Source organism: Shimia biformata (genome assembly GCF_016888515.1).
In the GTDB taxonomy this organism is placed as follows: Bacteria; Pseudomonadota; Alphaproteobacteria; order Rhodobacterales; family Rhodobacteraceae; genus Shimia_A; species Shimia_A biformata.
Genome location: NZ_JAFEJK010000001.1, coordinates 3,020,348 through 3,039,546 on the forward strand (window position 1 = coordinate 3,020,348; position 19,199 = coordinate 3,039,546).

Below are 19,199 nucleotides of genomic sequence, written 5' to 3' on the forward strand. Positions count from 1 at the left end.
GTGAGCAAACCCTATGTCCCAACAGCCTGACATACCGGGAACGACCGGAAAGGCGGCAGGTTCAAATCGGGCGGCGTGGAAGCTGGGAACGGCCTCCGTCCTCATCGGCTCCATGCTTGTCGTACCGTCGGGCCATGCCGAACAATGGGTCAGCTACAATGGCTATGGCGCGCCGGGGCTGGTGGATTTGCCCACGGCAGAGGCCTCGCCCGATGCCGAGCTTTACACCACGTTCTCGGTTTTCAACAAAACGCTGCGCTCGTCCATCGGCTTTCAGATCACACCCAGACTGTCGGCGCAGTTCCGCTATACCGCGACGGATGGCGATATCGTGGGCGGCGTCTGGGCCGGACGCGACTACTTCGACCGCAGTTTTGACGTCCGCTATCAGCTCCTGACGGAAACCGACCGCAGACCGGGTGTTGCGATCGGGTTGCAGGATTTCCTGGGTACAGGGCTTTATGCGGCCGAATACATCGTCGCCACCAAGTCCATAACCCCGACCCTGCGTGTCACCGGTGGTATTGGTTGGGGCCGGTTGGGATCCCACAATTCTTTTGCCAGCTTCGGCACCCGTCCCCCATACGACCCGCAAAGCCAGGGCGGGACTCCGAACATTGACCAGTGGTTCCGCGGGCCGATGGCCTTCTTCGGCGGGCTTGCCTGGTCCCCGACCCAGAACCTGGCGCTGAAATTCGAATATTCGTCGGACGAATACAGCCGTGAAGACGGCATTTTGTTCGACTACAAATCCCCCTTCAATGTCGGCGTGGACTACCGCCTGAAAAATGGCACCCTTCTTTCGCTTTACGCGCTTCACGGCGATACGATCGGGCTTCAGGCGACCTTTGTCACCAATCCCAAACGTGCCAAGATACCCGGTGGCGACGAAACCGCACCGCTTCCGATCAAGGTCCGTTCTGCGGGATCGGCCGCCGATCTGGGCTGGACCGCCGACAGCGTGACCTCGGACAAGGCCCGTAACGAGCTTGCCGCGCTCCTGCGCAAGGAAAACCTGAAACTCCGGGCGCTGGATTTGCAGCCGACAAGCGCCACCGCGCGGATCTCGAACAGTCGCTACAACAACATTCCCGAAGCTCTGGGACGAACGGCCCGCGCCATGAGCCGTGCCCTGCCTGCTTCGGTCGAGACTTTCGTGATCGTGCCCGTTGTCGACGGGCTTGATACCTCTGCCGTGGTATTCAAACGGTCGGACCTGGAACGGCTGGAAAACGCACCCGCCGAGTCTATGCTGGCCCGGACCGAGTTCCGTGACAGCTTTGGTCTGGCGATGGGCGCCGGGCTGGATCAGGTGAACCGGTTCCGCTGGTCGTTGTCCCCCTATCTGCGCCTCAGCGTCTTTGACCCCAACAATCCGGTACGTTTCGACGTTGGCGCCCAACTGGACGCCACCTATGCCATCACGCCCAACCTGATTGCGTCGGGCAGCCTGACCAAAAAGGTGTTTGGCAACCTTGCGGATGCAACGCTTTCACCCTCGAACCTGCCCCGCGTGCGCACCGACGCGCCGCTTTATTCGCAGCTGGGCGACCCGGCGATCGAACACCTGACGCTTACGCATTATGGCCGCCCCGGAACCAACCTCTACAGCCGCGTCACTGCAGGCCTGCTGGAAGGCATGTATGGCGGGGTGTCGGGAGAACTGCTGTGGAAGCCGGTCGGCAGCCGCTTTGCTCTTGGTGCCGAACTGAACTACGTCAAGAAACGCGATTACGATCAGCTATTCGACTTCCTCGACTACGAGGTCGCGACCGGACATATCTCGGGGTATTACCAGTTCGACAACGGCTTCTTCACGCAATTGGATGTCGGACGCTATCTGGCGGGCGACATTGGTGCGACCCTGACCGTGGAACGCGCGTTTGCCAACGGCTGGCGTGTCGGCGGCTATGCCACGTTGACCGATGTCAGCGCCGAGGATTTCGGCGAAGGATCGTTTGACAAGGGGATCTATGTCACGATCCCGGTGAACTGGATTTTTGGTCAGCCGACACGGGACGCGAACACGATCCGCCTGCAATCGCTGATGCGGGACGGCGGCGCACGTCTGAACGTGCAGGACCGGCTGTATCCGAAGCTGCGCGAGTATCATGAAACGGATATCTCACGCGGCTGGGCGAAATTCTGGAGATGATCGGCATGCCATTTTCACGCCGCGCGCCTCTGACCGCAGTGATTGTCGCGCTTGGCCTCGTTTCGGCCTGCGGCAATGACACCGAAAAGGGGCGGATAGGCAAGAACTATGTCGACAAGTTGAAGTCCGGTGTGATCGGCGGCGGAGGCGAAACCCAACCACAACCGACGCTGGAGCAGATGGTCGCCGTGGTCCGCCAAACCGTTACCGACCCGCTGATCTTGATCGAGATGAAGGACGGTGGCGGCACTGCGGCCGTGGTCGAGATCGAGCGCAACGGCCCACATGTCACCTATGCCTCGGCGGATCGGCGCACGATTGTCATGAAGGGCGGAATGGTCACCGCCACGCGCGGTCTGGGTCAGGACCTGATGTCGTCGGACTCAGACCCCAGCAGTGACCTTGTGCGCGCGCGCAAGTCCGGTGAAGTCACTCGCGTCATGCGTCATATCGGTGGCGACGACCAGTCTGTGGAACGGCGCTTTGCCTGCCAGATCGCCCCCGGCACGCGGGACGAGTTCAAGGGCAGCCTGCACACCGAGGGCACGATCATGATCGAACGGTGCCGTGCCGACGACATGGGCTTTACCAATTCTTATGTGGTCAGCGGCAAGGGCCAGATCACGGAAAGCATCCAATGGCTGAGCCCGCTGCGCAGCTATGCGCAGCTGCTCTTGATGAACATGTGAGCGCAAACAGCGCCCGATTCCCGCAAAAACGGTAGCCGCCTCTCATAATGTCGCATGGATTCCTTGCGTTAGCGGGCTTTTTGTACCTTTTCAGCTTCGCATACCTTTGTATTCTGTTTCCGGGAACATCTAGGGAGGGTGTCGCGTGAAGCCGACAAATACCGAAGATCCGGAATATTTTCACAAGGTCGTGGATTGTCAGTTCGCCTGCCCCGCCCATACGCCGGTGCCCGAATACATCCGCCTGATCGCGCAGGAACGTTACAGCGACGCCTACATGATCAACTGGGAAAGCAATGTCTTTCCCGGCGTCCTTGGCCGCACCTGCGACCGCCCCTGTGAACCGGCCTGTCGCCGTGGCCGGGTCGAGGAAGAGCCGGTTGCGATCTGTCGCCTGAAACGGGTCGCCGCCGACTTCAAGGACGACGTCAAACACATGATGCCCAAGGCGGGTGCGCCCAATGGCAAGAAGATTGCCCTGATCGGCGCCGGCCCTGCCTCACTCACCGTGGCACGTGACCTGGCGCCGTTGGGATATGAGCTGCATCTCTATGACGCGCAGGCCAAGGGCGGTGGGTTCATGCGCTCGGAAATCCCATCCTTCCGCCTGCCGGAAGAGGTGCTGGACGAAGAGGTCGGCTATGTGCTGGACATGGGGGTTCACGCGACCTTCAACACCTATATCGACAGTCTGCAATCCATCCTCGACAAGAACTATGACGCGGTCTTTATCGGCTGCGGCGCCCCACGCGGGCGCGACCTGCCCAAACTGCCGGGCCGCAAGGAAGCCGACAAGAACATTCATATCGGGCTGGACTGGCTGGCGAATGTCGCCTTCGAGCATACCAAGAAGATCGGCACGAAGGTGATTGTTCTGGGCGGCGGCAACACGGCGATGGATTGCTGCCGGACCTCGCGGCGGCTGGGTGGTGAGGACGTCAAGGTCATCGTTCGGTCCCCCTTCGAGGACATGAAGGCCAGCCCCTGGGAGAAAGAGGACGCCATCCACGAAGGTATCCCGATCATCGACAACCACGTCCCCAAGGAATTCGTGGTGGAAAACGGCAAGCTTGTCGGCATGACCTTCGAGAAGGTCGAGGCGAAATATGATGCCGATGGCAAGCGCAGCCTTGTCCCGACCGGCGAAGACCCGGCGTTTTTCGAATGTGACGACGTGCTGATCGCCATCGGTCAGGAAAACGCCTTTCCCTGGATCGAGAAATCCACCGGCGTGCGCTTCACCAGCTGGGGTACGCCGATCATCAACGACGACGAGACCTTCCAGTCGACCCGCAAGGACGTGTTCTTTGGTGGCGACGCGGCCTTTGGACCGTCCAACATCATCACCGCCGTTGCCCATGGCCACAAGGCGGCCGTGTCGATCGACCTGTTCTGCCAGGGCAAGAACCTTGAAAAGCGCCCCGCCCCGACAGTTTCGCTCAAAAGCCAGAAAATGGGCATTCACGAATGGTCCTATGACTCGGTCCCGGTCGACGACAAACGCGAGGCCGTGCCGCTGGTTGACTTGAAAAAGGCACTGGCGGACCGGGCGCTTGAGGTCGAGCTTGGGTTTGACGCCCAGACCGCCTTTGTACAGGCCGAACGCTGCCTGAACTGCGATGTGCAGACCGTGTTCACCACCGAGAACTGCATAGAATGCGACGCGTGCGCCGATATCTGCCCGACAAGCTGCATCAGCTTCGTCGAAAACGCCGATGAGCCGGAGTTGCGCGCGCGCCTTTTGGTCCCGGCCGAGAACCCCGAACAGGACATCTTTGTCTCCGACGACCTCAAGACCGGCAAGGTTCTGGTCAAGGACGAAGACGTCTGCCTGCATTGCGGCCTTTGCGCCGAACGCTGCCCGACGGCGGCCTGGGACATGCAGCGGTTCCTCTATTCGATGACCAAGGCAAAACCCGACATGATGGAGGTGCAGGCATGAAACGGATCAAGGGCGTCAACGACTTTGTCGTCAAGTTCGCAAACGTGAACGGCACCGGGTCGGCATCGGCCAACCACCTGTTTGCCAAGGCAATTTTCCGCATGGGCATCCCGGTATCGCCGCGCAATATCTTTCCCTCGAACATTCAGGGCCTTCCGACCTGGTACGAGGTCCGAGTCAGTTCCAAGGGCTATCTGGGGCGGCGTGGCGGGGTGGACCTGATGGTCTGCGTGAACCCGCAATCGATGGAGAAGGACATCCAATCCGTCGCCGCAGGCGGCTATTTCGTCTATGACAGCACCAAGCCACTTGAGCCGCACCTGAAACGCGACGATATCGAGCTGATCGGCATCCCCTTCACCGCCATGTGCATGCGCGAATACTCGGTTCCGCGTCTGCAACAGCTGCTGAAGAACGTGGTCTATGTCGGGGCGCTGGCGGCCCTTCTGGATATCGATTTCGCGATCCTGAAAGACCTCTTGAACGACCAGTTCAAGGGCAAGGAAAAGCTGATCTCGTCAAACGTGCATGCGTTGGAGATGGGCTATCAATATGCGATCGAAAACTTCCAATGCCCGCTGCCGATCCGTCTGAAGAAAGGCGGCAATGTCGCGCCGCATATCCTTGAGACCCCGCATATCCTGATGAACGGCAACACCGCCGCCGCGCTTGGGGCAATCTATGGCGGGGCCACCGTCGCGGCATGGTATCCGATCACGCCGTCGACCTCGGTTGTGGATGCCTTCGCCAAATACGCCGAGCGCATGCGCATCGACGCCGGGTCGGGCAAGAAAAACTTTGCCATCGTGCAGGCCGAAGACGAATTGGCCGCGATGGGCATGGTGATCGGGGCAAGCTGGAACGGCGCGCGCGCCTTCACCGCGACCTCCGGCCCCGGCCTCAGCCTGATGAGCGAGTTTCTTGGCCTCGCCTATTTCGCCGAGGTTCCCGCGGTGCTGATCGACGTGCAACGGTCAGGGCCCTCGACCGGCATGCCGACGCGCAGCCAGCAATCGGACGTCCTGTCCGCAGCTTATGCCAGCCACGGCGACACCAAGCAGGTCTTGTTGTTCCCGGCGACCCCGCGCGAATGTTTCGAGATGACGGTACAGGCGTTTGACCTGGCCGAGCGATTGCAGACCCCGGTGATCATGATGTCCGATCTGGACCTCGGCATGAACGACTGGATGTCGCCGCCGCTGGAATGGGACGACAATTACGAAATGGATCGCGGCAAGGTCCTTGACGCCGCCGGACTGGACGCGGTCGAGAAATGGGGCCGCTACCTGGACGTCGATGGTGACGGTATCCCCTATCGCACCCTGCCCGGCACCCATCCCGACAAAGGCGCCTATTTCACCCGTGGCAGTTCCAAGAACGAAATGGCGGTCTATTCCGAAAGCGGTGAGGACTATGTCCAGAACGTCGACCGACTGCTGCGGAAATTCGAGACCGCCAAACAATATGTGCCACGCCCCAAGACCCACCCGCCGATCGAGGTCAAGAAACCCAAGACCAAGCTGAAGCTGGGGGCCCTGTTCTTCGGCACCTCGGCGTCGCCCGCATATGAGGCGGTCGAGATCCTTGCCGATGAAGGTTTCCCCATCGACACGATGCGCATCCGGGCCTTCCCCTTCCACGAGGATATCGACCAGTTCATTCATGACCACGACCTTGTCTTCGTCATCGAACAGAACCGGGACGGGCAGATGCGGCAGTTGATCATGAACGAGTGCCACATAACCCCATCGAAACTGACCAGCGTGCTGAATTATTCCGGCACCCCGATCACCGCGCGCCATATCGCGCGCAAGATCCGCGAAACGCTGGACGGCCAGCCCGCCAATGTCGTGCCGCTGCACAAGGAGACCGCCTGATGTCCTATATCAAGCCGAAATTCCGCCACCCGAAGCTGCCGACAAATGCGCTTGGGTATACCGTGGCCGACTACGATGGCGCGATCTCGACCCTGTGTGCGGGATGCGGGCATGACTCGATCTCGGCGGCGATCCGCAATGCCTGTTTCAAGTCGTCCCTGCCACCGCACCGGATCGCCAAGGTCTCGGGCATCGGGTGTTCATCGAAAATGCCGACATACTTCCTGTCGCGCAGCCACGGCTTCAACTCGGTCCATGGCCGGATGCCATCGGTGGCAACGGGGGCAAGCCTTGCCAATCGCGACCTGACCTATATCGGGGTTTCGGGCGATGGCGACACGGCGTCAATCGGTATGGGTCAGTTCGTGCATCTGATCCGCCGCAACGTGAACATGACCTATATCGTGGCCAACAATGGCTGCTACGGCCTGACCAAGGGCCAGGACAGCGCCACCGCCGACCGTGGCTCGGTCGCCAAGGGCGGCGCGGTGAACCCGTTTGACGGCATCGACCTCGCCAGCCTTGCCATCCTTGAAGGGGCCAGCTTTGTCGCGCGCTCTTTCTCGGGCGACAAGGAACAGCTAGAGCCGCTGATCCGCGCGGCCATGGCCCATAACGGCTTTGCCTTCATCGACGTCGTGTCGCCCTGCGTGACCTTCAACAACCACGCCGGGTCCACCAAGAGCTATGCCGCCACGCGCGACCATCTCGACGCCATGCCAGTGGATTTCGTGCCAATGCGTGACGAGATCCGCACGCAATATGCCGAAGGCACCACCAAGGATGTCACATTGCATGACGGCTCGGTCATCCACCTGCACAAGGCATCGGCGGACTACGACGCCAACGACCGGCGCGGCGCCCTGAACGCGGTGCAGGAAGCCGAAGAACAGGGCCGCATCCTAACAGGCCTGTTGTTCCTTGACCCCAACACACAGAATCTGGCCGTGAACCTGAACCTGGCCTCACGCCCCCTGAACGAACTTGGCAAGGACGAACTGTGCCCGGGCAGCAAGGTTCTGAAATCCATCAACGAAGGGCTGCGCTAACGCGCGGCCCGCTTCTTGCCGGAACCACGACGGGCCTTGGCTGAACGTTCGAGGTATTCTGAGCAAATTTGGAGGCGAGTACCGGAATCGAGCCGGTGTACACGGATTTGCAATCCAAATAGTATCAATAAAATCAAATAGTTACAGGTGGGTGTATAGGTTTAGTGTAGAGGTTTTCCTCTTCAGATTTCTGTCGATTGGTCTTCACATTCTTTGCGACTTGGTTAATCTGCCTCGGAAAACTAGAGCGAAAATGACATGCTGGAATGGCTTGCCCCCAACTTTCTCTACAATTTTGCTAAAGATGTTTATCGCAAGTGGAAGGGAACCCCTCCGGAAGAAATCGTTGCAGTGAGAAACAAGTGGAAGCCAATCTTTGAAGATTGGCTTCGTGAACATCATTCAAAAGGTTTGCGAAAGGATGTGATCATCCGGGATATCAGCCGGGTTGATCAGTACCCTGAGATCGAAGAAAAGAAAAAGGGGATATCGCCTTGGTTCCGTGTTGGTTTGGTCGGCACTTATCACCGAGGCGTCATCGTGGCTCTTAGATACAATGCTCTCATTGATCTCGGGAACGAAAACTTTCGAGTCTATGATTTCGAAAAAGATGACGAAGATACCAAATCAAATTCGATCAAAGCCCTGATTGCTGGAAAGATCCCCTTTGAAAACATTGTCGAAGTAAATTTTGAAGGTGACGAGTACTACAATTATCCACACTTATATTGCCGGTTTGCCAACAAGAAGGAGCCATATGAGGGAGTTGCGTTTTTTACAGAGGGTCAGATATTTCCAGATTCACTACCATACTACACCGAGTTGAAGGACTATGAGAGCGTGAGGAAACTAAGCCTCAAACATGGTACAAAGAGTGCATTTATCTAGTCTATTGCCTGCCGTGCATTGGTGTGTAGGTCACGAGCTTCAGTGTGGCTGTTGCAAAGGCGAACTTTGCAGCAGGCTGAGAGTTTACCAACTCACTCAGTTGATGAGACTCGGCTCGCTATCCCCTAAATGAACCGCCAGTTGATGTGTATAGGTTGTGTATAGGTCGAAAAATCTCGAGTATTGCGCTTCAAAATAGACGAGATTGCCCGCTAAGTATCGGAAAATATGTGAAAAAAATGGAGGCGAGTACCGGAATCGAACCGGTGTACACGGATTTGCAATCCGCTGCGTCACCACTCCGCCAACTCGCCAGCCGGGTCCCGATCGGGACGTGGTGTTTCGAGACCTCTACATGATGGGTTTCGCGGGGGGCTGCAAGGGTTTTTTGGCCGGATGAGAGGTGGAAAACCCCGCTTTTTCGCCTTCGGATCGAATCTGTCGCAGGGCGAATTGTCCTCAGCGACGGGTTTGGCGGATTGCGCCCGTTGCCGACCCTTGTCACATGTGGCAAGAAAGGCCAGCCAGAATCCGAACGGAAGAACGAGTTTACCATGACCGACTTTGCCGCACGCCGCACCACGATGGTCGATACCCAGGTCCGCCCCTCGGATGTGACCAAATATACCGTAATCGAGGCCATGCTGACGGTCCCGCGCGAACAATTCGTGCCGCGCGACCAGGTCGAGGCGGCTTATGTCGGCGAGAACATTCCGCTGGCGCCGCGCCGCGTGGTGCTTGAGCCGCGCACCCTGGCAAAAATGCTGGACATCGCAGCAATCGGCAACTCCGAGCTGGTTCTCGATATCGGGTGCGGATTGGGGTATTCTTCTGCCGTGGTCGCCCGCTTTGCCGAGGCCGTGGTCGCCGTCGAAGCGGATGAAGACATGGCAACGGAAGCACAGTCGCTGTTGTCCGCGCAGGGCGCCGATAACGTGGTTGTCCATACCGGCCCGCTGGATCAGGGCGCGGCGGAACATGGGCCTTATGACGTAATACTCCTGCAGGGGGCGGCTGAGACCGTGCCTGCGGCGCTTCTGGACCAGTTGAAAGAGGGCGGCCGCGCGGTTGTGCCCTTTGCCGAAGGCGCGCTTGGCGTCGTACGCATCGGGTACAAGATCGACGGAGAGGTTCATTGGCGGTTTGCATTCAATGCAACAGCGCCTATCCTGCCGGGGTTTGAACAAGAAACGGCATTTGCGCTTTGACGCTTTGCGGCGAGGCGGGCAGAAAACAAGGGTTGCAGGCATGAAATTCTTTGGAAAAGCAATTGCAGCAGGTGTGACCGCCGCCGTTCTGACCCTGTCAGCCCCTGCAACTGCAATCGCAGAGACATTGGCAGATGTGCTGGCGGATGCCTACAAGCACAGCGGATTGCTTGAACAGAACCGCGCGGTTCTGAGGGCTGCGGACGAAGATGTCGCCGCAACCTTTGCCCTACTACGCCCGGTAATCGCCTGGAGCGCGTCGGTTGGCACAGGCCGCACAAGGTCATCCACCGGAGGTTTTGTCACCGACAGCACCGCCACCCCGGTTTCGGTCGGGCTTTCGGCCGAGATTTTGCTTTGGGACAACGGCGCGACACAGCTTGCCGTCGATGCGGCGAAGGAATCCGTGCTTTCGACGCGGCAATCGCTGATCGCGGTCGAACAGAACGTCCTTCTGACCGCGGTTCAGGCCTTTATGAACGTGCTGCGCGACCGCGAGTTCGTGGCGCTTGGTGAAAGCAACGTGCGCGTGATTACACGAGAGCTGCGGGCCGCGCGCGACCGTTTTGAAGTGGGTGAGGTCACGCGGACCGACGTGGCCCAGGCCGAGGCGCGCCTGGCCGGATCGCGGGCTGATCTTGCCGCCGCCAAGGGATCGCTTCTGGCGTCCGAGGCCGAGTTTGTTGCCGCCGTGGGCCGTCGCCCCGGTCAGCTGGTCGCCCCGACGCGGCTGCCCGCGACCGCAAAGTCGCGTGAAGACGCCACCGCGGTGTCCGTCCGCAACCACCCCAACATCAAAAAGGCCCAGCACGACATTCAGACAGCCGAACTGAACGTGTTGCGCACCGAGGCCAGCATGGGCCCCAGCGTCAGCCTGCGGGGAACGGTCGGCCTGAACGAGTATCACAATTCCAGCCGTTTCAGTAACTCAGGTTCGGTATCGCTGAATCTGCAGCAGACGATCTATCAGGGCGGCCGCCTGACCGCGCTGCTACGTCAGGCGATGGCCTTTCGCGACGCCGAACGCGCGGGACTGCATGTGGTGCGTCACAACCTGATCCAACAGGCCGGTGCCGCCTGGGCCCAGCTTGAGGCCGCGAATGCACAGCTTCAAGCGTCGGATCGCCAGATCGAGGCCGCGCGCATCGCCTTTGATGGTATCCGCGAGGAAGCCACACTTGGCGCGCGCACCACTCTGGACGTTCTGAACGCTGAACAAGAGGTCTTGGACGCCGAAGCCCGTCGCATTTCAAACGAGGCCAATCAGTATGTGGCCGCCTACGCGGTTCTGGCTGCGATGGGACTTCTGACGGCCGAACACCTGAATTTGCGGGTCGAGCAATATGACCCCGAAGCCTATTACAACCAGGTGAAATCGGCGCCTGCCTACTATTCCAAACAGGGTCGTGATCTGGACCGGGTGCTGCGCGCCATCGGGAAAGAGTGACAATTTTCGCTATCGGTTGTGCGAACGCCGCCCGGACGCTAAAATCGCGTCGGGGCAGGAAGAGAAATGAGCATGTCTGATCCGGTGACAAATGTCGAAATGCAGGACGTTCTTTCGTCCATTCGCCGATTGGTGACCGAAAACACGCGGTCCACGCCGCGCAAGGAATTCCCTGTAGAGAAAGCCGAAGAAGACGATCCGCAACTGGCGGAAACGTCTGAGACAGCCGATGAGCCAGCCGATGACGGACGGCTTGTTCTGACCCCTTCCCTGCGCGTGATGCCGCCCCCTGACGCCGAATCGGACGCCGACGAACCGTCCGATGAGACGGACGTCGCCGCCGACGATCTTCCTGTCGAAGACAATGAGGACATCGGCGATGTGGACACACCTGACGACGCGCCTGAGTCTGTTTCATACGGTGAAATCGACGACGAAACGCTGGAAAAGGACCTTGCCGAAGCGCTGGACTTGTCCGACGACACAGCGGACGGATCTGACCTGACCGCTCTTGATATGCCCTGGCTGAAACCGTCGGAAGAGGACACCTCTGCTGAGGACACGGGCGCAACCGCACCAGAAGAAAAACAGGAAGAAATCCAGGCGCGGTTCGAAGCGGTGGAGCAGGTGGTCGAAGACGATTATGAACCCGACCTACCGGGCGACAGCGCCAATGCGGGCACGGCGACAACCCGGCTTGACTGGCAGGACCCCGAGGACATCGACACCGACGACCTGGACATGGCAGAAGCCTATGAAGAGATGTCGGAACAGCTTGAGGAAGGCGCACGCGAATACGTTGGCCGTGCGGTCGAGAAAGAACTGGGGTCGGACATCGGCATCCTGCCTGATGACGCCCAGATCATGGACGAAGACGCGCTGCGAGACCTTGTTGCCGACATCGTCCGCCAGGAATTGCAAGGCGCTCTGGGCGAACGCATTACACGGAACGTCCGCAAGCTGGTCCGGCGCGAGATTCATCGTGCGCTGGCGGCGGCGGAACTCGAGTAACCTGGCAACCGAACAGATCCACAAAAGCAAAAGCGCGCCCTGAAACGGACGCGCTTTTTGTTTTGCGGAACGGTAAACTGATCAGGCGGCTTCGGCCTGTTGCGCAGCATTGCGGCGTTCGCTTTCTTCGCGCGACAGCGCAACCGAGGTGCGGACACCCTTGGCCACAAACTCCATCAAACCGGACACGACACGTTCGTTCGGGTCGATACCGGCACAGCTCAACACCTCGCGGCCATCGCGCGAGCGTGCCCAGCGGGCGATTTGTTCGGGGCCGTTGCCATATTTCTTGTCATCAGCAATGGCGTCATCCAGCGCAGCAAGCACCACGGCCGCAAAAAGCTTGCGTGCGCGGTTGCCCTGTTCGTTGTTAAAGGCCGTTCCATCAACGAAATCGGTCATCTCGTCGCTTTCCTATTATTGCTCTTGTGTTTTCGGCGTGCCGCCCCTTATGGCGGAAGACATGCGATTCGGATAGGCCCTATCTGCATAGCTTCTATGCAAAATGCGCATGGCTTTCTGCATGTGCAGCACGAGATAGGTTGTCTTGCCACCCGTCGACCCGCCAGATATAGGACGGTGGAACTTTCATTCAACCTTTCGCAGGGGTTTTCTGCATGCCCAAGATCAACGGCAACGAAATTCGTCCGGGCAATGTCCTGGAACATAATGGCGGTCTGTGGGCCGCCGTCAAAGTCGACCACGTGAAACCCGGCAAGGGCGGCGCATTCGCCCAGGTCGAGATGCGCAACCTGCGCAACGGGTCGAAACTGAACGAACGCTTCCGCTCTGCCGACAAGGTCGAGCGCGTGCGGCTTGAGCAGAAGGATCAGCAATTTCTGTATGAAGACAGTGGGATGCTGGTGTTCATGGATGCTGAAACCTATGAGCAGATCCAACTGCCCGCCGACTTGTTGGGGGAACGCCGCCCCTTCCTTCAGGATGGTATGACAATCCTTGTCGAGTTCTATGAAAACGAAGCGCTGAACGCCACGCTGCCGCAAAAGGTCACCTGCAAGGTTGTCGAGACCGAGCCGGTCGTGAAAGGCCAGACCGCCGCAAACTCGTTCAAACCGGCGATCCTCGACAATGGCGTCAAGGTGATGGTCCCGCCGTTTGTCGGTCAGGACGAAGACATCATCGTGAACACCGAGACGATGGAATATTCGGAACGCGCCTGAGGCATGACGTCGCGTAAGAATGACAAAGGGGGCCGCGTGGCCCCCTTTTTCGTGGCAAATCGCCGCCGTTTCACGCCGATTGCAGCGCCCGCGCCTCTTCCCCGGCCAGTCGGATCAGATCCCGCATGAAGGGTTTTTCCAGATCCTCGCTGCGGGTCGCGGCGAACAACTGCCGGGTCAGCCCCTGTTCGGTGATTGGCCGGGTCACGTAATCGGAGGAATACTTCACCTCTCGCACCACCCAGTCCGGCAGGACCGAGACCCCCCGGTTCGAAGCCACCAGCAACAGGATAACCGCCGTCAGTTCCGCCTGACGCACTGCTGCCGGTTCCACCTTGGCCGGCGTCAGCAACTGTGAAAACACATCCAGGCGCGATCGCTCGACCGGATAGGTGATCAGGGTCTCGCCGCGAAAATCCTCGGCCTCGACAAAGCTCTTCTGTGCCAGCGGGTGCTGCGAGGCCGCGACAAAAACCGGCGCATAGTCAAACAGGTGCGAAAACTCGATCCCCGGCAGGTTTTCGGGGTCGGAACTGACGACAAGATCGACCTCTTCCTTCTGAAGCGCGGGCATGGCGTCGAAGGCAAGGCCGGGACGGATATCGACGTCCACGTCCGGCCACAGCTTGCGGAACTTTTCCAGCACCGGGAACAGCCATTCAAAACAGGCATGGCATTCAATGGCGATGTGCAGCCGCCCGGAACTGCCGTCGCGCAGCCCGTTGAACTCGGCCTCAAGCGCCTCGACCTCGGGCAGGATCTGGTTCGCCAGCCTGAGAAGCCGCATCCCCGCCGCCGACAGCTTCATCGGCTTCGAGCGGCGCACGAACAGTTCCACCCCGGCCTGCTCCTCAAGCCCCTTGATCTGGTGCGACAGGGCCGATTGCGTGATGTTCAGCTGTTCCGCCGCCCGCGCCAGCCCGCCCGCCTCGTGAATGGCACGCACGGTGCGCAGGTGACGGAATTCGATATGCATCTTCATCGGCGACATCCTCAAATCGGGCTCATGTTGGTGATGAGAATTATGAGTTTGCCTCTAGATGCCGCCTATGCAACATGAGGTCAACCACAAGATTGGACCCGATAACATGACCGCGCCTGCAATTTCCTTCGAGTTCTTCCCGCCCCGCAACCTCGAAGCGTCGTTCCGGCTGTGGGACACGGTCCAGGCGCTGGCCCCGCTTGCACCGCGCTTCGTCTCGGTGACCTATGGTGCTGGCGGCACCACCCGCGACCTGACGCGCGACGCGGTGGCGACGATCCACAAACATTCCGGCCTGAATGTCGCGGCGCATCTGACCTGCGTCGATGCCACGCGCGACGAAACCCTTGGTATCGCCAACGGCTTTGCCGATGCGGGCGTGACCGATATCGTCGCCCTGCGCGGCGACCCGCCCAAGGATGCGGCGGGCTTCGTCCCCCATGCCGACGGATTTGCCAGTTCGGTCGATCTGATCGAGGCGCTGTCCGCCACCGGCCGGTTCAATATACGTGTCGGCGCTTACCCGGAGAAACACCCCGAAGCGGCCGACAGCCGCGCCGATATCGACTGGCTGAAACGCAAACTTGATGCCGGTGCGACCGAGGCGCTGACACAGTTCTTCTTCGAGGCTGACACGTTCCTGCGCTTCCGGGACGCCTGCCAGAAGGCCGGCATTGACGCGCCGATCACCCCCGGCATCCTGCCGATCGAGAACTGGAAAGGTGCCAGCAAGTTCGCCCGCGCCTGCGGCACCCATGTGCCGGACTGGATGGAAGACGCCTTCGAAAAGGCCGAACGTGACGACCGCAGCGATCTGCTGGCCACCGCGATCTGCACTGAGCTTTGCTCGGACCTGATCGAGGAAGGCGTGGATGCCTTGCATTTCTACACGCTAAACCGCCCCGAGCTGACCCGCGATGTGTGCCACGCTCTTGGGGTTACGCCGAAGGTTTCGCTGGAAAACGTCGCGTAACTTATCGCGTCCCCACCTTGCGCCCAACAACATTCTGCGGCCTCCTGTTGATTAACAAGACAAGAGAGGCCGCACATGTCGTTAGACCGCAAAATCGCCACGTCCGTCGATGAACTTCCCAAACTGGCGGATGTGCTGGAACTTTCCGGCCTTGAGTTCATCCAGAACATGATCTCGGGCCATTTCGCAGGCCCGCCCATCGGCCAAGCCCTGGGTTATTGGCCGGTCCATGCCGAAGAGGGCAAGGTCATCTTCGAAGGCACGCCCGAGTTTCACACCCTGAACCCGCTGGGCACGGTGCATGGCGGCTGGTACGGCACTGTCCTTGACAGCTGCATGGCCTGCGCGGTCCAGACCAAGCTGAAAAAGGGACAAGTCTATACGACGCTGGAATACAAGATCAACATCATCCGCCCGATCCCGCTTGGCACCAGGGTGCGCGCGACGGGAACCGTGCATCATGCCGGACGCTCAACCGGAATCGCCGATGGCGAGATCGTCGGGATCGAAGATGGCCGCCTTTACGCCACCGGCTCGACTACCTGCATCATCATGGACGGCAAGCGGGGCTGATTTTCCTCTTGCCTCAAATACCTTGGGGGTGAATTGGACGTCAGTCCAAGAGGGGGCAACGCCCCCTGCCCCCGCCTTCCGCATTGTCATCCAAGCGTGAATATCGCAGTCTCCGCGAAACCGTCAACTGACCAACCGGAGACCCCATGCGCGCCCTCATCCAACGTGTGTCCCACGCCTCTGTCACCGTCGACGGGGAGCGCATATCCGAAATCGGTCCCGGTCTTCTGATCCTGATCTGCGCCATGGATGGCGATACCGAGGCACAGGCCGATCACCTTGCCGCCAAGATTGCCAAACTGCGCATCTTCAAGGACGAGGCGGGAAAGATGAACAAATCGGTGCGAGATATCGGCGGCGCGGCGCTGGTGGTCTCGCAATTCACGCTGGCGGCCGACACATCACGTGGAAACCGCCCCGGGTTCTCGACCGCTGCTGCTCCTGACGAGGGCAACAGGCTCTACGAGTATTTCGCGGACCGCATCGCGGCCGAAGGTGTGCCGACACAAAAGGGCCGCTTCGGGGCGGACATGAAGGTCGAGCTTCTGAACGACGGTCCGGTTACTATCTGGATGGAGGCATAAGGCATGCAGGATAGCGCATTGTTGAAGGAAATCTGGTGGGCTGGGGTTAACGCCGTCGGCGGGGACCGCTCGGTCCGTGACGCGATTTCCCGGCTGGCGGTCCCCCGACCCGACCGCATCCTTGCCGTGGGCAAGGCGGCACCGGCAATGGCGCGGGCGGCCATGGACACCCTTGGCCGCGATGTCCCGACCCTCGTGGCGACAAAATACGACCACGCCCTGCCCCTGCCCGAGGCCGCCCGAACCATCGAGGCCGCGCATCCGGTGCCGGACGAAAACAGCCTGATCGCAGGCCGCGCCCTGTGGCAGGCCGTTCAGGACATGGGGGCCGGGTCTCACCTGCTGCTGCTGGTCTCGGGCGGGGCCTCGGCGCTGGCCGAGTTTCCCGAGGACGGGCTGAGCCTTGCCGCGCTTCGGGCAGAAAACACGCGCCTTCTGTCCGAGGGGCTTGATATTCATGCCATGAACGCCCGCCGAAAAGAGTTGTCGCGCATCAAGGGCGGCAAGCTTCTGGCCGGGTTTGGCGGCGCGCGGGTGACGGTTCTGGCGATCTCGGATGTCGAAGGCGACGCGTTGTCGGTCATCGGCTCTGGTATCGGCGACGCCCCGGCACAGCATGCCTTCAGCTTCGTCGCCCATATCGTGGCCTCAAATGCCATTGCCCGCGAAGCCGCAGCGCAGGCGGCACGCGATGCCGGTCTGGACGTGATCATCAATGATGAAACGCTTTATGACGATGTCACGGCCCTTGCCCCGACGCTTGGCCAATACCTGACCGAGGCGGCACCGGGCTGTCATATCTTCGGCGGCGAACCCACCGTTGTTCTTCCCCCCGACCCCGGACAGGGCGGGCGCAATCAGGCGCTGGCGCTGGAGGTTGCGCGCGAGATCTCGGGGCTGGACGGGATCACGGTGCTGGTTGCGGGGACCGACGGCACCGATGGCCCGACCAGCGCGGCCGGTGGCATCGTGACGGGCCGGACCTGGGCCGAGGACGCCGCGCATTACCTGCGTGCCGCCGATAGCGGGCGTTTCCTTGAAACATCCGAGGCGCTGTTCACATCCGGCCCCACCGGGACCAATGTCATGGACCTTTTGATCGCCATCAAACGTTAAGCGTCGCGGCCACCGCCCGTTTCCAGGCGTTATAGCGGCTGTCGCGCCAGTCCCGATCCTGTCCAGGCTCGAACCGGCGGGCGGCGGACCATGTGGCGGCGAATTCGTCCATTTGCGGGTAGAGACCGACCGCCATGCCCGCAAGCCACGCCGCCCCGATCGCGGTGCTTTCCAGAACGGCGGGGCGATCAACCGGCGCGCCAAGGATGTCGGACAGGAACTGCATGGTCCAGTCGCTGGCCGTCATGCCCCCATCGACCCGCAGAACCGTATCAAAATCGGCCTGCCCCAGATCGGCCTTCATCGCCTCCAGAAGGTCACGGGTCTGGAAACCGACGCTTTCCAGCGCGGCACGGGAAAATTCGGCAGGGCCGGAGTTTCGCGTCAGCCCAAACACTGCACCCCGGCATTCGGGCGCCCAGTAAGGCGCGCCAAGCCCGGTAAAGGCAGGCACGAGGATCAGGTTCTGTTCCGGGTCGGCGCGCATCGCAAGGGGCTGGGTCTCGTGCGCGGTGCCGATGATACCCAGCCCGTCGCGCAGCCATTGCACCACCGCGCCCGCGATAAAGATCGCCCCTTCCAGCGCATAGGTCGTTTGCCCGTTGAGCTGATAGGCAATCGTGGTCAACAGCCGGTTCTTAGAGGCAACCGGAGTCGTCCCGGTGTTGAGAAGCGCGAAACAGCCCGTGCCATAGGTCGACTTCATCATGCCGGGGCGAAAACATGCCTGCCCGATCGTCGCCGCCTGCTGGTCCCCGGCCACCCCACGAATGGGGATCGCCGCACCGAACAGATCGGGATCGGTCGCGCCGAAATCAGCGGCGCAATCGCGCACGTCGGGCAGCATCGCCATCGGGATATCGAGAAGCCCGCAGATATCGTCGCTCCAAGCGCCTTTGTGGATGTCATAAAGCAGCGTCCGCGCAGCGTTGGTGGCATCGGTGGCGTGGACCTGCCCGCCGGTCAGCTTCCAGATCAGGTAGCTGTCGACCGTGCCGAACAGCAATTCCCCCGCATCGGCCCGCGCCCGCGCGCCCGCGACATTGTCGAGGATCCACTTGACTTTGGTGCCCGAGAAATAAGGGTCCAGAAGCAACCCGGTTTGTGCGGTGACCAAAGCCTCGTGCCCTTGGTCGCGCAGGTCTTCGCAAATCGCGGCGGTGCGGCGGTCCTGCCAGACAATCGCGCGATGCACCGGCTCACCCGTGGCCTTGTCCCAGACCAGAGTCGTTTCGCGCTGGTTGGTGATGCCGATGGCCGCCACCTGCGCTGCGCCCCCAGCCTTCGCGATCACTTCGCGGCAGGTGGTTAGAACGGTGGACCAGATGTCGCCCGGATCATGCTCGACCCAGCCCGATTTCGGGAAATGCTGGGGAAACTCTCGCTGCGCCACATGGGTGACGGCCAAGGCGTCATCAAACACGATCGCCCGGGACGAAGTTGTGCCCTGGTCGATGGCAAGTATCTGGGTCATCCGAGTCCTCCGCTTCTGCTCAAACAGACTGGCGTAAATTGCGCCTCGGG

General features: G+C 60.5%; 17 protein-coding genes and 1 tRNA gene. 14 read left to right on the top strand and 4 right to left on the bottom strand.

Annotation, left to right across the window (positions count from 1 at the left end; translation table 11 throughout):
- The first annotated feature begins 112 nt into the window (after window positions 1–112).
- The 6 genes from JQ863_RS14880 (at window position 113) to JQ863_RS14905 (ending at window position 8,600) form a co-directional block, all read left to right on the top strand.
- Window positions 113–2,155, top strand: a complete 2,043-nt coding sequence (locus JQ863_RS14880) for a YjbH domain-containing protein (protein ID WP_204114938.1) — start codon at window positions 113–115, stop codon at window positions 2,153–2,155.
- 5 nt (window positions 2,156–2,160) lie between these two features.
- Entirely contained in the window at window positions 2,161–2,844 is a 684-nt protein-coding gene (locus JQ863_RS14885; RefSeq protein WP_204114939.1) for a YjbF family lipoprotein, read from the top strand.
- A 145-nt stretch (window positions 2,845–2,989) separates the two neighbouring features.
- On the top strand, window positions 2,990–4,786 hold the full coding sequence (locus tag JQ863_RS19600) for an FAD-dependent oxidoreductase (protein ID WP_204114940.1): 1,797 nt from the start codon (window positions 2,990–2,992) through the stop codon (window positions 4,784–4,786).
- Window positions 4,783–6,663 (top strand): 2-oxoacid:acceptor oxidoreductase subunit alpha, encoded by a 1,881-nt coding sequence (locus tag JQ863_RS14895; protein ID WP_204114941.1) that lies wholly within the window; start codon window positions 4,783–4,785, stop codon window positions 6,661–6,663. The genes JQ863_RS19600 and JQ863_RS14895 overlap by 4 nt, the downstream gene beginning before the upstream one ends.
- The gene (locus JQ863_RS14900) at window positions 6,663–7,712 is read left to right on the top strand and encodes a 2-oxoacid:ferredoxin oxidoreductase subunit beta (protein WP_204114942.1); all 1,050 of its coding nucleotides are present in this window, start codon (window positions 6,663–6,665) and stop codon (window positions 7,710–7,712) included. The genes JQ863_RS14895 and JQ863_RS14900 overlap by 1 nt, the downstream gene beginning before the upstream one ends.
- A 258-nt stretch (window positions 7,713–7,970) precedes the next feature.
- Complete coding sequence (locus tag JQ863_RS14905; RefSeq protein ID WP_204114943.1) at window positions 7,971–8,600, top strand: hypothetical protein; 630 nt, start codon at window positions 7,971–7,973, stop codon at window positions 8,598–8,600.
- A 240-nt stretch (window positions 8,601–8,840) separates the two neighbouring features.
- Here the strand turns inward: JQ863_RS14905 and JQ863_RS14910 are convergent.
- A tRNA-Cys gene (locus tag JQ863_RS14910) sits at window positions 8,841–8,914 on the bottom strand.
- A gap of 240 nt (window positions 8,915–9,154) precedes the next feature.
- Between JQ863_RS14910 and JQ863_RS14915 the strand changes: the two genes are divergently transcribed.
- From JQ863_RS14915 to JQ863_RS14925, 3 genes are all read left to right on the top strand, one after another.
- Entirely contained in the window at window positions 9,155–9,808 is a 654-nt protein-coding gene (locus tag JQ863_RS14915; protein ID WP_204114944.1) for a protein-L-isoaspartate O-methyltransferase family protein, read from the top strand.
- Window positions 9,809–9,848: 40 nt separating this feature from the next.
- Window positions 9,849–11,255: a TolC family outer membrane protein gene (locus JQ863_RS14920; RefSeq protein WP_204114945.1), complete on the top strand. Its 1,407-nt coding sequence runs from the start codon at window positions 9,849–9,851 to the stop codon at window positions 11,253–11,255.
- Window positions 11,256–11,321: 66 nt separating this feature from the next.
- Complete coding sequence (locus JQ863_RS14925; protein WP_239113294.1) at window positions 11,322–12,266, top strand: hypothetical protein; 945 nt, start codon at window positions 11,322–11,324, stop codon at window positions 12,264–12,266.
- A gap of 81 nt (window positions 12,267–12,347) precedes the next feature.
- On the opposite strand, the gene JQ863_RS14930 is transcribed toward JQ863_RS14925, so the two are convergent.
- Entirely contained in the window at window positions 12,348–12,668 is a 321-nt protein-coding gene (locus JQ863_RS14930; protein WP_204114946.1) for a DUF6280 family protein, read from the bottom strand.
- A 215-nt stretch (window positions 12,669–12,883) separates the two neighbouring features.
- On the opposite strand from JQ863_RS14930, the gene efp reads away from it, so the two are divergent.
- On the top strand, window positions 12,884–13,447 hold the full coding sequence (gene efp, locus JQ863_RS14935; RefSeq protein ID WP_204114947.1) for an elongation factor P: 564 nt from the start codon (window positions 12,884–12,886) through the stop codon (window positions 13,445–13,447).
- 70 nt (window positions 13,448–13,517) lie between these two features.
- On the opposite strand, the gene JQ863_RS14940 is transcribed toward efp, so the two are convergent.
- Window positions 13,518–14,423: a LysR family transcriptional regulator gene (locus JQ863_RS14940; RefSeq protein ID WP_204115175.1), complete on the bottom strand. Its 906-nt coding sequence runs from the start codon at window positions 14,421–14,423 to the stop codon at window positions 13,518–13,520.
- Between the two features lie 112 nt (window positions 14,424–14,535).
- Here JQ863_RS14940 and metF point away from each other — a divergent pair, with 112 nt between their 5' ends.
- The 4 genes from metF to JQ863_RS14960 all read left to right on the top strand — a co-directional run bounded on the left by metF (window position 14,536) and on the right by JQ863_RS14960 (window position 17,675).
- The gene (gene metF / locus JQ863_RS14945; RefSeq protein ID WP_204114948.1) at window positions 14,536–15,402 is read left to right on the top strand and encodes a methylenetetrahydrofolate reductase [NAD(P)H]; all 867 of its coding nucleotides are present in this window, start codon (window positions 14,536–14,538) and stop codon (window positions 15,400–15,402) included.
- Between the two features lie 75 nt (window positions 15,403–15,477).
- Window positions 15,478–15,975 (top strand): PaaI family thioesterase, encoded by a 498-nt coding sequence (locus JQ863_RS14950; protein ID WP_204114949.1) that lies wholly within the window; start codon window positions 15,478–15,480, stop codon window positions 15,973–15,975.
- 146 nt (window positions 15,976–16,121) lie between these two features.
- Entirely contained in the window at window positions 16,122–16,559 is a 438-nt protein-coding gene (dtd, locus tag JQ863_RS14955; RefSeq protein WP_204114950.1) for a D-aminoacyl-tRNA deacylase, read from the top strand.
- Between the two features lie 3 nt (window positions 16,560–16,562).
- Window positions 16,563–17,675 (top strand): DUF4147 domain-containing protein, encoded by a 1,113-nt coding sequence (locus JQ863_RS14960; RefSeq protein ID WP_204114951.1) that lies wholly within the window; start codon window positions 16,563–16,565, stop codon window positions 17,673–17,675.
- Here JQ863_RS14960 and glpK read toward each other — a convergent pair.
- Complete coding sequence (glpK, locus tag JQ863_RS14965) at window positions 17,665–19,149, bottom strand: glycerol kinase GlpK (RefSeq protein WP_204114952.1); 1,485 nt, start codon at window positions 19,147–19,149, stop codon at window positions 17,665–17,667. The genes JQ863_RS14960 and glpK overlap by 11 nt on opposite strands.
- Window positions 19,150–19,199: the final 50 nt, after the last annotated feature.

Coding starts and splice junctions, on each gene's coding strand:
- JQ863_RS14950 (WP_204114949.1), top strand. CDS start 15,478: ATGTCGTTAGACCGCAAAATCGCCACGTCCGTCGATGAACTTCCCAAA.
- JQ863_RS14905 (WP_204114943.1), top strand. CDS start 7,971: ATGCTGGAATGGCTTGCCCCCAACTTTCTCTACAATTTTGCTAAAGAT.
- JQ863_RS14925 (WP_239113294.1), top strand. CDS start 11,322: ATGAGCATGTCTGATCCGGTGACAAATGTCGAAATGCAGGACGTTCTT.
- JQ863_RS14940 (WP_204115175.1), bottom strand. CDS start 14,423: ATGCATATCGAATTCCGTCACCTGCGCACCGTGCGTGCCATTCACGAG.
- JQ863_RS14960 (WP_204114951.1), top strand. CDS start 16,563: ATGCAGGATAGCGCATTGTTGAAGGAAATCTGGTGGGCTGGGGTTAAC.
- JQ863_RS14880 (WP_204114938.1), top strand. CDS start 113: ATGCTTGTCGTACCGTCGGGCCATGCCGAACAATGGGTCAGCTACAAT.
- JQ863_RS14900 (WP_204114942.1), top strand. CDS start 6,663: ATGTCCTATATCAAGCCGAAATTCCGCCACCCGAAGCTGCCGACAAAT.
- glpK (WP_204114952.1), bottom strand. CDS start 19,149: ATGACCCAGATACTTGCCATCGACCAGGGCACAACTTCGTCCCGGGCG.
- JQ863_RS14915 (WP_204114944.1), top strand. CDS start 9,155: ATGACCGACTTTGCCGCACGCCGCACCACGATGGTCGATACCCAGGTC.
- JQ863_RS14885 (WP_204114939.1), top strand. CDS start 2,161: ATGCCATTTTCACGCCGCGCGCCTCTGACCGCAGTGATTGTCGCGCTT.
- JQ863_RS14895 (WP_204114941.1), top strand. CDS start 4,783: ATGAAACGGATCAAGGGCGTCAACGACTTTGTCGTCAAGTTCGCAAAC.
- JQ863_RS14920 (WP_204114945.1), top strand. CDS start 9,849: ATGAAATTCTTTGGAAAAGCAATTGCAGCAGGTGTGACCGCCGCCGTT.
- efp (WP_204114947.1), top strand. CDS start 12,884: ATGCCCAAGATCAACGGCAACGAAATTCGTCCGGGCAATGTCCTGGAA.
- metF (WP_204114948.1), top strand. CDS start 14,536: ATGACCGCGCCTGCAATTTCCTTCGAGTTCTTCCCGCCCCGCAACCTC.
- dtd (WP_204114950.1), top strand. CDS start 16,122: ATGCGCGCCCTCATCCAACGTGTGTCCCACGCCTCTGTCACCGTCGAC.
- JQ863_RS14930 (WP_204114946.1), bottom strand. CDS start 12,668: ATGACCGATTTCGTTGATGGAACGGCCTTTAACAACGAACAGGGCAAC.